Below are 15,403 nucleotides of genomic sequence, written 5' to 3'. Positions count from 1 at the left end.
ATGAAAATCACCACACGCAGAGTGGTACAGGCTCCGATTCAGTTTTATCGTGCTTACATTTCACCATTAAAGCCGGCTACCTGCAGGTTCTATCCGACGTGTTCGGCGTATGCGCTGGAAGCGGTAGAAGTGCATGGTGCGCTCAGAGGCTCATGGCTAGCTGCAAAGCGTATAGCTAAATGCCATCCATTTCATCCCGGCGGTGTAGATTTGGTCCCTCCTGCAAAAAAGGGGTTAGATCAGTCTGACAAAGATCGTTTGGCTACCCATACTGAGAAGGGTCTGACTTGACAGCGCCATGCCGATTTGGTTATATTTTGGTTAATATTGTTTTCCTGTGAAGGGATGAGTAAGGTAAGTCGTCCAGTACAGAGAGCCGGAGTTAGCTGAAAACCGGTCTGGAGTGAAGCCTGAATATGGTCCTGGAGGAACCTTTTTCGAGCGTATTTGCCACAGTGAAGAAGCTATGTTCAAGAGGCAATCGTAAGGAGGAGGCGTGATCCAGCGTTAATGGGCGGTCAGATGTGACCGGTGAAGCCTGTATTCTGCGAGGGTACAGGGAATTTGGGTGGTAACGCGTGAGGTGACTCTCGTCCCATAGGGACGGGGGTCTTTTTTGTGCCCAATTTGTGTCGAATTCATGAATTGGAGTACCTATCATGGTAGCAAATCTTTTGCTGTCGTGAACAAAACAGGAGGAACATACATGTCTAGTGAGAACACATTTTACATTACAACACCGATCTATTATCCCAGTGACAAGCTCCATATAGGACATGCCTACACGACGGTAGCGGGTGATGCGATGGCTCGCTACAAGAGGCTACGGGGCTATGAGGTTCGTTATTTGACAGGAACGGATGAGCATGGCCAGAAGATTGAGCAAAAGGCAAGTGCAGCTGGCAAAACGCCGCAACGTTTCGTAGATGACATTGTGGCAGGTATTCAAGACCTGTGGCGGAAGCTCGACATTTCCAATGACGATTTTATCCGTACTACGGAGGAACGTCATAAGGCTGTCGTACAGGAAATCTTTGATCGTTTATTAAAACAAGGCGATATTTATAAGGGAGAATACGAAGGTTGGTACAGCATTCCTGACGAGACTTACTACACAGAAACTCAGCTCGTTGATGTCGTGAAGGACGCTGAAGGTAATGTAACTGGAGGTAAGAGCCCGGATAGTGGACACCCTGTAGAACTGGTCAAGGAAGAGAGTTACTTTTTCCGCATGAGCAAGTATGCTGATCGGTTGCTGCAATTTTATGAAGAGAACCCGCAGTTTATCCAACCGGAATCCCGGAAAAAAGAAATGATTAACAACTTCATCAAGCCGGGGTTAGAAGATCTGGCTGTTTCCCGTACAACTTTTGACTGGGGTGTTAAGGTCAAGGGGGACCCGAAGCATGTCGTATACGTGTGGATTGACGCACTTTCTAACTACATCACTGCCTTGGGGTATGGCTCTTCTAATACTGAGCTGTACGATAAATTTTGGCCAGCAAATGTGCATATCGTAGGTAAAGAGATTGTACGATTCCACACGATATATTGGCCAATCATGCTGATGGCACTGGACCTTCCGTTGCCTAAAAAAGTATTTGCACATGGTTGGTTACTCATGAAAGATGGCAAAATGTCGAAATCTAAAGGCAATGTGGTAGACCCGGTAACGTTGATTGACCGTTATGGTCTGGATCAACTTCGATACTACTTGCTGCGCGAGGTGCCATTTGGAGCGGATGGAACATTCACACCTGAAAGTTTTGTAGATCGTGTAAATTCGGATTTAGCCAATGATCTGGGCAACTTGTTGAATCGTACGGTAGCGATGGTAGACAAATATTTTGACGGCAAAGTTCCCGCTTATGAAGCCAATGTAACCTCATTCGACGCAGCTTTGGTAGATATGGCAACATCGACTTATAGTAAAGTTGAAGAAGCTATGGAAAACATGGAATTTTCCGTGGCTTTAACGGCGATTAGCCAATTTATTAGCCGTAGCAACAAGTATATTGACGAGACGCAACCTTGGAATCTGGCTAAGGATGAGGCAAAACGTCGCGAATTGGCATCTGTTATGGTGCATTTGGTAGAAAGCTTACGTATTGCTTCCATTTTACTTCAGCCTTTCTTGACGCGTGCACCTCATCAAATTTGGGAACAACTCGGTATTCGTCAAGGGGAGCTGACTACATGGGATAGCGGCAAGCAATTTGGACGTATTCCAGAAGGAACGCAGTTGGTCAAAGGTAATCCGATCTTCCCTCGTCTGGACTCTGAGCAAGAGGTTGCTTTTATCGTAGAAGCAATGACTGGAGGTAAGAAACCGGAGAAAGCTGCGACACAAGCTCAACCGCAGAATGCATCTGAGGCGAGCCAGGAAGCACCAGAGTCGAAAGAAGAGATTGGCATTGAGGATTTTGCCAAGGTAGAACTGCGCGTTGCTCAGGTTGTCGCCTGTGAGCCTGTGAAGAAGGCCGATAAACTATTGAAGCTTCAGCTCGATCTTGGTTATGAGCAGCGACAGGTGGTATCAGGAATTGCGAAGTTTTATACACCTGAGGATATCATTGGGCGTAAGGTGATCTGTGTGACCAATCTTAAGCCAGTAAAACTTCGGGGTGAGCTGTCGCAGGGTATGATTTTGGCAGCATCACATGGGGATCAGCTTACATTGGCCACTGTACCGGATGGTATGCCAAATGGTGCGATTGTAAAATAAGAGGCTATATAAAATAAAAGAACGTAAAAAGCGTATGCTTGGATATTATTCTCCCAGGCATACGCTTTTTGGCTTGCATCATATTTTTCTCTGTCTATACGTATGTTTTAGTAGGTAGGGCTTGTATTTGCTCTGCGTGTTCACTAAGACAGGTGGGAGGAAATGATGATGTCAGATGTCAACGCCGGGTTGGCCATCGTTGCTGGACTGGTTTCTTTTTTTTCACCGTGCTGCTTGCCACTATATCCATCCTATTTATCGTATATAACAGGAATGTCGGCACGTGAACTGGCTGAAGGACGGCACAGGGCAGAGGTTCGCTATCGTACGATGGGACACACGCTTGCTTTTGTATTAGGCTTTTCGGTTGTTTTTTATTCACTGGGGGCAAGTGTCGGGTTGCTTGGAGAATGGTTTGCCAATTATGGGGATACGCTAAGAGTCGTAGCGGGGCTACTTATTATACTCATGGGTCTGGTATCTCTTGGTTTCGTGCGTCCATTATTTCTAATGAGAGAGCATAAGCTGCGCTGGACATGGAAGCCTGCCGGTTACGCCGGTTCCTTTGTAATCGGAATTGGGTTTGCGGCAGGCTGGTCACCCTGTATCGGTCCTATGCTAACAGCTATTATCGCTTTGGCGGCAGTAGAGCATCACATTTGGTTCAAGCTGATTACTGGCTACGCACTTGGTTTTGCGATTCCGTTTTTTGTATTGGCTTTGCTGGCAGGCTCTGTTAAGTTATCGTCCCGTTATACTTCCATCCTTATCCAAATAGGTGGCATGCTGCTTGTGATCACTGGCGGTCTGCTGGTAACGGATCATATGACAGATGTTACGCTTTTTTTACAACGGATTACCCCGGATTGGATGCTGGTTATGTGAAATATTCGATACGACTTAAAGGAAAATGTTCAAAAATGCGTTCTGTGATAAACTCCCGTAGTGCATTTTGCTGTTCATCGGGATAAACATATTTATTCTGGCCCCAGCGGCCCCATTTTTTCTTACGTTTTTCTATGTCCATTTCCAGTTTGGTTTTCGGGTAACGTTTCTCGATAACAGCTTTGGATGTTTTGGTAAAGCGATGCTGAATTAATTCGAATGTCAGATCCTTCGTAGCATGCTGGGGCAAGGTTTCTCCCAATCTACGCAGCAGCTCTCCGTATCCTTCTTCCCAGCCGTCATACCAAATGATGGGTGCGATGATGAACCCCAGCGGATAACCGGCCCGTGCGATTTTGCCCGCTGCTTCAATACGTTCCTCAAAGCGCGAAGTTGCAGGTTCAAACTGTTTAATAACATAATCGGAATTAATGCTAAAGCGGATGCGAGTATGGCCATTATGTTTAATATCCAGCAATGGATCAACATGATGATATTTTGTAACAAAACGAAGTCGGCCAAATTCCTCATCTGCCATGAAACGAATCAAGTCTCCAAGTGATCCAGTGATATGCTCCAAACCAACCGGATCAGAGGTACAAGCTGCTTCAAAACGAGTAATTTCAGGCGCCCGCTCCTCGATATAGGCTTTAGCTGCTGATATGATATCGTCAGTATTGACATAGATCCGAATATACGGCTTTGCTCCTAAGGTTGTTTGTAAATAACAGTAGTGACAGTGCCCCATGCAACCAGTCGAAATAGGGATGGCATATTCGGCAGAGGGCTTGGATTGGTCAAAAGTTAATGTTTTACGGATGCCGACAACCAGTGTCTTTTTTGCCATTCGGTATTTTTCAACTTCAGTTTCACCTGGTAAATTGGTAATTCGGTTGTGAGAGGTCGTCATACGATACGGAATATCCTTGGCTTTGACCCAATCCATAATACGCTGGCCTTTGGGATAATTTAGTGCGTCTGGTTCAAAAAACACCAGATCAGGCATGAATGGCTTGGTTCCTCTGATTTGGACAGGAGTACGCTCAAGCGTAGACATGGCTAACGCTCCTTTCGAAATAAATCCTCTGTGCTCTGGTGTCCAACTCTAAAGCATCTCCGCAGAAAGTAACGATACAGGGGCGACAACATTAGTGTACCCTGCTTAAATTGAACAAATCGTGGCAATAGATGTGAGTGGAGGGACGAGACTTGCCAATGAGCGATGATAACATGTATCATTACATAGTAGGTTTAATGCAGGAAATGAAGGCGGTAAGCGCCCGTTCAATAACAGAAAAGAGGGAAACAAGTGCCAACGCCAAGCATGGAAGATTATTTGGAGCGCATTTACCAACTGATCGATGAGAAGGGATATGCTCGTGTCTCGGATATCGCAGAGGGTTTGGAGGTGCATCCTTCGTCCGTCACCAAGATGATTCAGAAGTTGGATAAGGACGATTATCTTGTATATGAGAAGTATCGGGGACTGATTTTGACACCGAAAGGGAAAAAGGTCGGCAAACGGTTGGTTGACCGCCACCAGTTACTAGAGCAATTTCTGGATATGATTGGGGTTGACAAGGACCTAATATATAAAGATGTGGAAGGTATTGAACACCATTTGAGCTGGGATTCCATCACACGTATCGAGACATTGGTTGAATATTTCCGCCGAGATGAAGATCGCTTGCGCCAGCTTCATGACATACACAAGGAATTGAGTGGGGATTCCTAAAAGCATCTGTCCTTACGGACAATGCTTTTTTTTATTTTCCTGACCGCAACAAATATCTGGTTATTAGCGTCTATCCATTATATAGCAGGACAAGATAGGGGTTAAAATTAACAGGGGTAGCGGAGGATTATAAAGATATGAATTGGAAGAAAATAGGGCTCATGGCTGCGGGTCTACTCTTAGCAGTACAGACTGCCATTGTGCCTGGAGTTCAAGCGGCATCAACTGTTGAGATTGAGATTATATTGGACGGACAGTCCCTGCAAAGTGATGCGTCACCGTACATTGTACAGGGCGCGAATGTCACGATGGTTCCTTTGCGAGTGATTAGTGAGGGATTAGGCGCACAGGTCAACTGGTCGGCATCGTCTGGTACGGTAACGATTACAGCACAGAACAAAAATATATCTATGGATAATGGTGCACAAAGCGCTACTGTGAATGGCAAGTCGGTTCGATTGGACGCATCTGCGCGTATGTCAAGTGGGAGAGTCATGGTACCACTGCGTTTTGTTGGGGAAGAGTTGGGGTTAAAAGTAGACTGGCAAGCCTCAGAGCGGGTCATTACGTTAAGCAGTGGTAAAGAAGGTACCTCTACTGCTGGGAGTACTTCTGTGGGAGACAGCAGCTCAACATCAAATAACTCAGCATCTGGCAATCAGGAGAGTGTTAGTACCGATCAGGGAGCCAAGGAGGATGGACAGGACGCTGTTACCTCACCGTCAACCTCTACTAATGAGGAAGGTTCAGGTTCCTCACAGGGAAATGTGGCTCAGGTGAAGGCTACAACCTCTATGCGTGGAGCATGGATTTCCACCATTAATGGAGACTGGCCTTCTTCATCTGCACGAAGCAGTTCCGAGAAGCAAAAGCAGGAGTTTACAAAAATGCTCGATGATTTGCAGGGTATGGGCATTAACGCGGTATTTGTTCAGGTTCGTGCCAGCGGAGATGCGCTTTATCCGTCTGATCTTGTGCCATGGAGCAAGTATTTAACGAATACCCAGGGTAAAAATCCAGGCTATGATCCGTTGAAATTTATGATTAGTGAATCACATAAGCGGGGGATGGAATTCCATGCCTGGTTTAATCCGTTCCGTGCTAATTCTACAGGAACAACTAGCGGTTTGGCAGCAAACCATGTGGCTAATCAACATCCGGATTGGATTGTTAAGAATGGTAGCCAGTTGTACATCAATCCAGGAATTCCAGCTGCACGTCAGCATGTCATTGCTGCGATTATGGAGGTCGTAAACGGATACGATATTGACGGTGTCCATTTGGATGATTATTTTTATCCTTACAGCGGGACTTTTGATGATGACGCGACATTCAAAGCATATAACGCCAACAAAATCTCTAACAAAGGTGACTGGCGGAGAGATAATGTAAATAGTTTTGTTCGCGATTTGGGCAAAAGCATTCATGCCAGCAAGTCGAAAGTTCAATTCGGGATTAGTCCTTTTGGCGTGTGGCGCAACAAGTCTCAGGACTTAACGGGTTCAGACACCAAGGCAGGCGTTACTGCGTATGACACGACATTTGCAGATGTAAGAACCTGGATTAACAAAGAATGGATTGATTATGTAGCTCCACAAATTTACTGGAGTATCGGTTTCCCAGCGGCTGGATATGACAAGCTTGTCGCATGGTGGTCCAATGAGGTCAAAAATTCAGATGTTAAGCTGTATATTGGCCATTCCCCTTATAAAATCGGCACCCCTGAAAAAGGATGGCAATCCGCTCAAGAGTTAATTAAGCAGCTTGAACTGAACGAGAATTATAAGCAGGTCAAAGGGGATATTTATTTTAGTGCACAGCATTTGCGGAAAAATCCATACGGACTCATTCAACTTCTTCAAAATTATTATCAATTATGATATAAATTGGATCATTTAGGTTCTATATGGACCTCCGTTCTCATACATAAGCAGTAGAACTGCTTACTCCCAAGAGAACGGAGGTTTTTTGATCTATGCTGATCAATGCTGTGTTCCAGGGTGGAGGGGTTAAGGGAATATCGCTGGCGGGTGCAGTTAAGGCTGCGGAGGAGCATGATATTGTATTCAATCGTTTGGCTGGTACATCATCAGGGGCTATTGTAGCTGCTTTATTGGCTGCGGGATATACGGCGGATGAAATGAAAGCCGTAATTGAGAAAACTCCCTTGGTCAAGTTGTTAAGACGTTCTCCAGTGTTCAATATTAAGTGGGTTGGGCCAGCAGCACGTATCTTTCTTAAAAAAGGGCTCTACTCAGGGGAGGCACTGGAGCATTGGGTACGCGAGCTGTTACTAGCTAAAGGAGTGCGTACATTCGCGGATCTACCTCCTGGCAAGCTGCGCATTATTGCATCAGATATTACGAATGGACGCATTTTGGTGCTTCCTGAGGATATCAAACGTTTTGGTATAAACCCCTCTTCACTAGAGGTAGCTAAGGCCATTCGGATGAGCACGAGTATCCCTTATTTTTTTGATCCTGTTATGTTAAGACTTGATTCTGCACTTGCCAAGGGAAAAACCTTTTCCCAGCAATTTGTATTTGTTGTTGATGGAGCCTTACTCAGCAATCTGCCTCTATGGCTTTTTGATGAGCCTGTCAATGAACGTGAGGCCAAAACGATTCCAACGGTAGGATTTCAAATGGTGGGCAAAACAGGGACGGAGACCAAGGTTTCTTATATACGAGGCCCATTGACCATGCTGCAGGCTATTTTTGATACCATGCTATCGGCACATGATGAACGGTATATTGAGCAGGAGAATCGGTATCGGACCATTAAAATTCCAACTTTGGGTATCCGCACTGCCCAATTCAGCATTTCACCAGAGCAAAGTGATTTGTTGTATGCTTCCGGTGTGCAGGCAGGAGAAGCTTTTTTCCACAAATGGAGCATCACTTCTTACCAGCAGCAGTATAGTAAGTATCAATTGATGAAAGATACCATGTACGCCATGAAATAAGCACCACTTACTGGCAGCTGAAGTAATTTTAAAGAAAGTAAAAAAGGAGCCTCTTCCCGGTCATATTGCAAAACACGGGTGATGGCTCCTTTGTGTTACATTTTAAAGGTTGATAATGATTAATGATATTTAGGTTGTTCCTCTTCATTTTTGCCCTTGGAACCCTCAATGACATGAAAAGGATACGTTTTGCGTTTGCTTGTAGTCTGCTGTTTACGTACACTGGCTGTTTTGGCCATGGTGCGCACAGAGGGCTTAACTTTGGGAGTTCGCTTGCGTTGTCCTGGCTGGTATTTGTACAGCAGAAATATAACTGCAAAAATAAAGACGGGGATTAGTAAACTAATGAGAAAGCCCCAGCTACCTTTCCATAGCATATCTACAATACCATATGCGCCCAAAGCAAGGGTAAGCCAGAAAATAACGGCATGTCTGTACATCATTCACTCATCCTTTCACAGGATCAAGGACCGGACTGTTGAGAGTCTCCTTTACAGGTACATTTTCTAACTCAGCATCCAATTCAAGCATACGCTTAAATGAGGCAATCGATACCTCCACTTGATCGTCGGTCGGTTCTTTGGTGGTAAGCAACTGCAGCCATAGGCCGGGGTAACCTAGATAACGAAGCACTGGAATTTCCCGAAGTGCATTGGTCAGCTTGAGAAATTCAAAAGAAAGACCCAATACGATCGGAAGTAGTAAAAGACGTTGCCCCATGCGCTCCCACAGATTATCGTAGGTAAACAGGGAATAGACGAGTACCCCGATAATCACGGTGAGCATAATAAAGCTGCTACCGCAGCGATAATGCAGTCGGCTATATTTTTGTACGTTGGCTGGAGTTAGTTCTTCCCCTGCTTCAAATGCAGTAATCACTTTATGCTCCGCGCCGTGATATTGAAACAGTCGCTTAATTAACGGAGTTTGGGAAATACCCCATAAATAAGCCAGCAGCAAAATCAGCTTAATAGCTCCTTCAGCGAGATTATGCAAAATCTGGTTGTGAAACAAGCCGCCAAACAGGAAACTCTCCACAACAACCGGAACGAGGGTTAATACAATTTTGCCAAAGAGGAAGGACAATATACCGACCGCAGCCACGCCGATCATCATGCTCAGGCTCCAACGGGATTCCTCTTTTTTCTTATGTTCAGCGCGTTCTTCCGGATCTACTTCATCATCAGCATACGCATCGGCTGAATAGTTCAAATGCTTGGTACCCTTGGCACTGGAGTCGATGATGCTGACAATCCCCCGCAATAACGGAATTCTGCGGAATTTGGACACCCAAGATTGCTCCTTACGTGGTACTTCCAAATATGTGATTTCGCCAGATTTGCGGCGAACTGCCGTGACATTGACACGCTTGCCGCCGAACATGACACCTTCAATGACTGCCTGACCGCCGTAGCTCACAGGCTTGGATGCTTGTGACAACCGTCTCACCTCTCTTAATACATGCTTTTTTGTATATTGTATCGAATTTGGAAGGGAATATCTAGTTAGACGAAAATGGGATGTAGTGACCTGCTAATTTTATCATCCGAAAAGGAAATTTAATCATAACGGAGAAGATGGAAATCCTTGTAGTGTGGGGAGATATCATGCCATAGGTTTAAAAAAGCATTTATGAGAGCGGTCAGACTGCCCCCATAAATGCTTATTATCGCCAGTTATAAAATCAGACGGAATCGCCGGATCAAATTCATTGCGTAATTGCCCCGACAGTCTCATCCACCAGTCCCTTTGACGAGACCGGGCCGCCAAACGTCCATGTTGTACTGGCCAACGGATAAGTACGTTTTTCTTTGACGAATTTCAAACCGTTCCAAACAGAATTATTTTTCATAGATGAGCCGAAAACATTATCGTCTGGCTGTACAATATAGATAAAGTTACTATCCTGAACGGCTGACAGAGCTTCAATGCCAACCGTTGAAAAGCCATACGATTCAACCTTGCTCGGTTTCCAATCGTTAACCAAACCGATCTTCGCCAGTGTTCCCACAACGACTGAATTATCTGAAAACATACGCAGACTGGCTGCATTTTGCGAAGTAAAAGCCTGTGTCAGTATAAAATGGAAATCCGATTTGTTTGCAGCGGCGAGCTTTTGTTTGGCTTCGGCATAATGCTGGTCCAGATCGGCAAGCACCTGCTTAGCTTTATCCTCTTTTCCAAGAGCGACTGCGATACTATTAAAAATCTTCACCATCTTATCATAGTCGTAGCCGTTACCATCGTTCAGATTATATTCAATCGTCGGTGCGATGGCCTTGAGCTGCTCATAGATTGCTTCATTCCCATCAAAATTGGATATGATGAGATCCGGCTTTAATGAAGCAATCGCCTCCAAATTAGGCTCGTTGCGTGTACCGACATCGACCACGTTACTGTCCAGAGCCGCCTCTGGAGTCACATACACCTTATAGTTGGCATTGTCCGCATTACCAACTGGCTGAACGCCCAATGCAATCAAATCCTCCGTAAATGTCCATTCAAGCACCACGACACGCTGCGCGGGCTTGTCAAGCGTGAGTTCACCACGATTATGCTTTACTGTCACAGGACCGGTCGCTGCTTCAGTGGGTTTGCTGCCCGACGTAGTTGTCTGACCTTTATCTGCTGCATTGTCAGTTGCTCCACAACCTGCCAGTGTGAGCATAAAAGTCAGTAACAATAAGAATCCGATAAATCCCTTTTTCATAGATTGCGTTCTCCTGTATAAACGTATTATAAAATGATAATGATTATCATTTTCATCAATATATTATGAAACAGGATTGAAATTTTGTCAATGCAAAGATTATTAAATCCACTCTTCGATTTCATTGTTAAACTGCTCCCCATTGGAGCATACTACCTCTCAAAATGGATAGGCACGAATTTGGTGGAAGTACACATGCTTTTCCTTATAACAATGAGTCCTCACCATGAGAAAATTTATTCATTTTGAAAGGAGATCCAAGCACATGAGTGAAACTTACTCTATACCGAAAATAGGTCGTGATCAGGAACAGTCCCGTGAATCTCAAAATCAACGTAATCATAATGACAACAGTAACAGAGGCAGACAACAGTCAGGCAAATTACATACACCGCTCATTCCCTTTGCACTTGAGCTGGGTTTTTTTGCGGGTTTGCTCTGGGGGTTGCTGCGCTGGCTGTTTTATACGCTGCACTTTACAGTAGTGGCGCCTGGCTTTCTGGCAGAGCCGTTTTTCAAGCATTCGTTCATGAACACCATGGCAGGGCATTTGGTGGGGTTGCTGTTTTTTATTGGATTGTCCGTGGTAGCGTCATTGGTGTACACCCTGATTTTGCGCAGGTTTAATGGCCCAATCCCCGGTATTATATACGGTCTGATTTGGTGGGTTATTTTATTTGTGTTAACAGGCCCTAAGTTAGGGATGATGAACCCTCCTTATCGATTAACATGGAATTCCATATATACGGAAGTTTGCGTATTTATACTGTGGGGACTATTTATCGGATATACCGTTGCTGTCGAGTATACGGATGAAAGAATGCGCGAGCCTGAGAAGGCTGGGGACAGAACGTAACAAAAACTTCTCAAGCGCCTATCCCCTGTGTTAAAATAGCATTTGGTTATTTGACAGAGGGGAGCGGAATGAAGATGAAGAATGACCGGGTGCTAAAGTTGCGGCAGGCGCTGGGCGAGCATAACCTGCGGGCTATGCTGATTACCAGCCCTGTCAATCGTCGATATTTGACAGGCTTCACAGGTTCAGCGGGCTATGTGCTGATTACAGAATCCCATAGCTATTTGCTGACTGACTTTCGTTATATGACACAAGCGACCGAACAAGCCCAAGGCTTTACGGTAGTGCAGCACGCTGCGCAGGTCATGGAAACAGTAAGAGAATTGCTGTCTTCCCATCAGATTAGCGAAACAGGCTTTGAGCAGGATGATGTAACTGTTGCGACACATAAAGCTTATAGCGAAGATCTGTCACCTATTAAGCTGGTTCCGGTATCGGGCATTGTGGAAAAGCTGCGGGTGTACAAGGATGCGGAAGAGCTCGAAGTGATGCAACGGGCAGCGGATTTGGCAGATGCTACATTTGCACACATTTTACCTTACATCAAACCAGGAGTCAGCGAGCGTGAGCTGGATCTGGAAATGGAATTCTTCATGCGCAAGCAGGGAGCTACTTCTTCTTCATTTGACACGATTGTGGCATCCGGAGTTCGTTCGGCATTGCCTCATGGAGTAGCTAGTGCAAAGTTAGTACAAGCAGGTGAGCTGATTACGTTTGATTTTGGTGCGTTGCTGGATGGCTACTGCTCCGATTTGACCCGTACAGTGGCTACACAAGGGGATTTGGCGCCTCAGTTGCGCGAGATCTACGATATTGTACTTAAGGCGCAGCTTCACGCACTCGAACATATTAAGCCGGGCATGACAGGCCGTGAAGCGGATGCGCTGACCCGGGATATTATTGCTAGCCATGGGTATGGAGACAATTTCGGACACAGTACAGGTCATGGTCTGGGTCTTGAAGTGCATGAATCTACACGTCTGTCGAAGGCAAGTGATGATATTCTGGAGCCGGGTATGGTTGTAACGGTCGAACCAGGTATCTATGTGCCTGGATTGGGCGGTGTACGGATCGAGGATGATATCGTTATTACAGATAGCGGCATCAAAGTATTAACGCATTCGAGCAAAGAATTTACAGTCGTTTAATAACGATAACAGTCCTGTAGGAGGGGTATTTTAGTGATTAACGTTAATGATTTTAAAACAGGTTTGACCGTCGAGGTAGACGGAGATATTTTTACAGTTCTGGATTTTCAACACGTAAAACCAGGTAAAGGCGCAGCATTCGTACGCTCCAAGTTGAAAAACCTGCGTAATGGTAATACGGTTGAACGTACATTCCGTGCGGGTGAAACAATCGGCCGGGCGCAAATCGAAAATCGTGGTGTATCTTATCTGTATGCTAGTGCAGACGATCATACATTCATGGACAACGAAACATATGATCAATTTACATTGTCCAGCGATCAGCTGAAATGGGAGCTTAACTTCCTGAAAGAAAACATGAATGTAAATATCATAAGCTACAACGGAGAAATCCTGGGTATCAACCTGCCTACTAGCGTGGAACTCAAAGTAATTGAAACAGAACCAGGTATTAAAGGGAATACAGCTACAGGTGCAACCAAAAATGCCAAACTGGAAACAGGCTTGAATGTTCAAGTTCCTCTGTTTATTAACCAAGATGACGTATTGTTAATTGATACTCGTGACGGCAAATACATGTCTCGCGCATAGAATTTACATTTTCCGGTATCCTCTGTCCTTATTAAGGGCAGAGGATATTTTTATATGTACGAATATTAAAAAACATTGGCTCCACACAGCACTTTCGTATTATACTGTACTAAAGTTATGCCGCAGGATGTCACGTTCAAATCGTTTGGTGCCATCTCAAGGTTACATACTGTCGAGTCTGAGGGAGTGAATATCGTTGTCTTTGTATGTCATGAAATTCGGAGGCAGTTCCGTCGGTGACACGGAGCGCATGAAACGCGTGGCAAAACGCGTCGTTGAGAAACAGAGTGAAGGGCATCAATGTGTAGTGGTCGTTTCCGCAATGGGAGACACGACAGACGAATTGATTGACCAGGCCAAATTATTAAATGAGCAGTTGCCTGCACGTGAGTTGGATATGTTGATGACGACAGGCGAGCAAATTTCAATCGCATTGTTGTCGATGGCTATTCAGCAGCTGGGTCATGAAGCGGTATCGTTTACGGGATGGCAGGCAGGCTTCCGTACTGAATCTGACTTTGGTCGGGCTCGGATTACGGATATTCAACCTCAGCGTGTGCTGGATGCACTGAGTAGTAACAAGATTGTTGTTGTAGCAGGTTTCCAGGGGATGTCTGCAGATGGAGATATTACGACGCTGGGACGTGGTGGTTCTGATACGACGGCCGTTGCGCTGGCGGCGGCAATTCAAGCGGATGCCTGTGAAATTTACACGGATGTGGACGGCATATATTCAACAGATCCACGGATTGTGAAAGTGGCACGTAAGCTAAAAGAAATTTCTTATGATGAGATGCTGGAATTAGCCAATTTAGGTGCGGCTGTTTTACATCCCCGTGCGGTAGAGTATGCCAAACATAACCGGGTACCGTTGATTGTACGGTCTAGTTTTAACCATAATGAAGGAACAGTCGTAAAGGAGGATGCAGTAATGGAGCAAGGCGTTGTAGTCAGTGGAATTGCATATGATAAAAATGTAGCAAGAATCAGTATTTTGGGCGTTGCAGATATCCCTGGTGTACTGGCGAAAGTTTTCGGAACACTGGCAGCAGCCAAAATTGATGTAGACATTATTGTACAGAGCGGGGTTGAGGCAGGAAAAGCAGATTTCTCCTTTACGGTAGCTCTAACGGATCGTGAAGCTGCACTTAAGACGCTGGAAGGTATTCGCGGAGAGCTTCCATACCGTGAAGTAACGTCTGAGGAAAATTTGGTGAAGGTCTCCATTGTAGGTGCAGGAATGGTTAGCCACCCGGGTGTTGCAGCACAAATGTTTGCCGTGCTGGCCGAGCAAGGCGTTAGCATTAAAATGGTAAGCACATCCGAAATCAAGGTATCGTGTGTAATTGAAGCTGGAAAGCTTCATGAGGTTATCCAAGCGTTGCATACAGCTTATAATCTGGATACCGAGGAGCAAGCGTTTGTAGGCGGCCCTAAAGACCGTCGTTAATAACATCAATTGATATAGAGAAATGCTATGACGGGGAAGGGTCGATAAATTATACGTTCCCTATTTATAGATTGATAAATCATAGAATACAGCAGTAGGTTAAGAGGTTGTTCCATCAGTGAGAGACAGACTGTGGAACAGCCTCTTTTTGCTGTAAATCTAGCTTTTTTATTTAAGGGTATCCCTTAGCCACCAAGGCTTCGAGGGAGCCTTTTTTTATTATACAAAGCAGGGAAAGGTGCTTGAATGAGCGGGGAAAGGTCCGCTGAGCATGGATAGGAGTGATCAAAGGTTCGACTGGATTTTCAATATATTTTCGGCATAAAAAGCGAGAGTCA

General features: G+C 45.2%; 14 protein-coding genes. 10 read left to right on the top strand and 4 right to left on the bottom strand.

Going from position 1 to position 15,403, the window contains the following annotated elements; genetic code table 11:
* From yidD to MKX36_RS15125, 3 genes are all read left to right on the top strand, one after another.
* Nucleotides 1-291, top strand: coding sequence for a membrane protein insertion efficiency factor YidD (yidD, locus tag MKX36_RS15135; protein ID WP_045244441.1), 291 nt, complete (start codon nt 1-3; stop codon nt 289-291).
* Between the two features lie 415 nt (nt 292-706).
* Nucleotides 707-2,725 carry a methionine--tRNA ligase gene (gene metG, locus MKX36_RS15130; RefSeq protein ID WP_340864968.1) on the top strand — a complete coding sequence of 673 codons (2,019 nt, stop codon included), beginning with the start codon at nt 707-709 and terminating at the stop codon, nt 2,723-2,725.
* A gap of 168 nt (nt 2,726-2,893) precedes the next feature.
* Nucleotides 2,894-3,610, top strand: coding sequence for a cytochrome c biogenesis CcdA family protein (locus tag MKX36_RS15125; protein ID WP_025365168.1), 717 nt, complete (start codon nt 2,894-2,896; stop codon nt 3,608-3,610).
* Here MKX36_RS15125 and splB read toward each other — a convergent pair.
* The gene (gene splB, locus MKX36_RS15120) at nt 3,603-4,667 is read right to left on the bottom strand and encodes a spore photoproduct lyase (protein WP_017427491.1); all 1,065 of its coding nucleotides are present in this window, start codon (nt 4,665-4,667) and stop codon (nt 3,603-3,605) included. The genes MKX36_RS15125 and splB overlap by 8 nt on opposite strands.
* Nucleotides 4,668-4,919: 252 nt before the next feature.
* Here splB and mntR point away from each other — a divergent pair, with 252 nt between their 5' ends.
* From mntR to MKX36_RS15105, 3 genes are all read left to right on the top strand, one after another.
* Entirely contained in the window at nt 4,920-5,345 is a 426-nt protein-coding gene (gene mntR / locus MKX36_RS15115) for a transcriptional regulator MntR (RefSeq protein ID WP_007430946.1), read from the top strand.
* A gap of 137 nt (nt 5,346-5,482) precedes the next feature.
* Nucleotides 5,483-7,225, top strand: coding sequence for a family 10 glycosylhydrolase (locus tag MKX36_RS15110; protein ID WP_340864967.1), 1,743 nt, complete (start codon nt 5,483-5,485; stop codon nt 7,223-7,225).
* A gap of 95 nt (nt 7,226-7,320) precedes the next feature.
* Entirely contained in the window at nt 7,321-8,310 is a 990-nt protein-coding gene (locus MKX36_RS15105) for a patatin-like phospholipase family protein (protein ID WP_016822303.1), read from the top strand.
* Nucleotides 8,311-8,429: 119 nt separating this feature from the next.
* Here MKX36_RS15105 and MKX36_RS15100 read toward each other — a convergent pair whose 3' ends face one another.
* From MKX36_RS15100 to MKX36_RS15090, 3 genes are all read right to left on the bottom strand, one after another.
* A complete protein-coding gene (locus MKX36_RS15100) occupies nt 8,430-8,750 on the bottom strand; it encodes a hypothetical protein (protein WP_290402767.1) in 321 nt (106 codons plus the stop codon).
* A 7-nt stretch (nt 8,751-8,757) separates the two neighbouring features.
* Nucleotides 8,758-9,750, bottom strand: a complete 993-nt coding sequence (locus MKX36_RS15095) for a DUF1385 domain-containing protein (protein WP_263560994.1) — start codon at nt 9,748-9,750, stop codon at nt 8,758-8,760.
* A gap of 268 nt (nt 9,751-10,018) precedes the next feature.
* Nucleotides 10,019-11,020, bottom strand: a complete 1,002-nt coding sequence (locus tag MKX36_RS15090; RefSeq protein WP_016822300.1) for an ABC transporter substrate-binding protein — start codon at nt 11,018-11,020, stop codon at nt 10,019-10,021.
* A gap of 265 nt (nt 11,021-11,285) precedes the next feature.
* On the opposite strand from MKX36_RS15090, the gene MKX36_RS15085 reads away from it, so the two are divergent.
* The 4 genes from MKX36_RS15085 (at nt 11,286) to MKX36_RS15070 (ending at nt 15,065) form a co-directional block, all read left to right on the top strand.
* Nucleotides 11,286-11,876 (top strand): YqhR family membrane protein, encoded by a 591-nt coding sequence (locus MKX36_RS15085; protein WP_045244446.1) that lies wholly within the window; start codon nt 11,286-11,288, stop codon nt 11,874-11,876.
* A gap of 74 nt (nt 11,877-11,950) precedes the next feature.
* The gene (locus MKX36_RS15080) at nt 11,951-13,024 is read left to right on the top strand and encodes a M24 family metallopeptidase (RefSeq protein ID WP_340866109.1); all 1,074 of its coding nucleotides are present in this window, start codon (nt 11,951-11,953) and stop codon (nt 13,022-13,024) included.
* 33 nt (nt 13,025-13,057) lie between these two features.
* Nucleotides 13,058-13,615 carry an elongation factor P gene (efp, locus tag MKX36_RS15075; RefSeq protein ID WP_013371789.1) on the top strand — a complete coding sequence of 186 codons (558 nt, stop codon included), beginning with the start codon at nt 13,058-13,060 and terminating at the stop codon, nt 13,613-13,615.
* 196 nt (nt 13,616-13,811) lie between these two features.
* On the top strand, nt 13,812-15,065 hold the full coding sequence (locus MKX36_RS15070; RefSeq protein ID WP_013371788.1) for an aspartate kinase: 1,254 nt from the start codon (nt 13,812-13,814) through the stop codon (nt 15,063-15,065).
* Nucleotides 15,066-15,403: the final 338 nt, after the last annotated feature.

It is taken from the genome of Paenibacillus sp. FSL W8-0439 (assembly GCF_038008995.1).
Classification (GTDB): Bacteria; Bacillota; Bacilli; order Paenibacillales; family Paenibacillaceae; genus Paenibacillus; species Paenibacillus polymyxa.
Note: the sequence above shows the minus strand (reverse complement) of the source record. Positions and strands in the feature narration are given on the sequence as shown.

Coding starts and splice junctions, on each gene's coding strand:
- MKX36_RS15100 (WP_290402767.1), bottom strand. CDS start 8,750: ATGTACAGACATGCCGTTATTTTCTGGCTTACCCTTGCTTTGGGCGCA.
- splB (WP_017427491.1), bottom strand. CDS start 4,667: ATGTCTACGCTTGAGCGTACTCCTGTCCAAATCAGAGGAACCAAGCCA.
- yidD (WP_045244441.1), top strand. CDS start 1: ATGAAAATCACCACACGCAGAGTGGTACAGGCTCCGATTCAGTTTTAT.
- metG (WP_340864968.1), top strand. CDS start 707: ATGTCTAGTGAGAACACATTTTACATTACAACACCGATCTATTATCCC.
- MKX36_RS15090 (WP_016822300.1), bottom strand. CDS start 11,020: ATGAAAAAGGGATTTATCGGATTCTTATTGTTACTGACTTTTATGCTC.
- MKX36_RS15125 (WP_025365168.1), top strand. CDS start 2,894: ATGTCAGATGTCAACGCCGGGTTGGCCATCGTTGCTGGACTGGTTTCT.
- MKX36_RS15080 (WP_340866109.1), top strand. CDS start 11,951: ATGAAGAATGACCGGGTGCTAAAGTTGCGGCAGGCGCTGGGCGAGCAT.
- MKX36_RS15110 (WP_340864967.1), top strand. CDS start 5,483: ATGAATTGGAAGAAAATAGGGCTCATGGCTGCGGGTCTACTCTTAGCA.
- MKX36_RS15085 (WP_045244446.1), top strand. CDS start 11,286: ATGAGTGAAACTTACTCTATACCGAAAATAGGTCGTGATCAGGAACAG.
- MKX36_RS15105 (WP_016822303.1), top strand. CDS start 7,321: ATGCTGATCAATGCTGTGTTCCAGGGTGGAGGGGTTAAGGGAATATCG.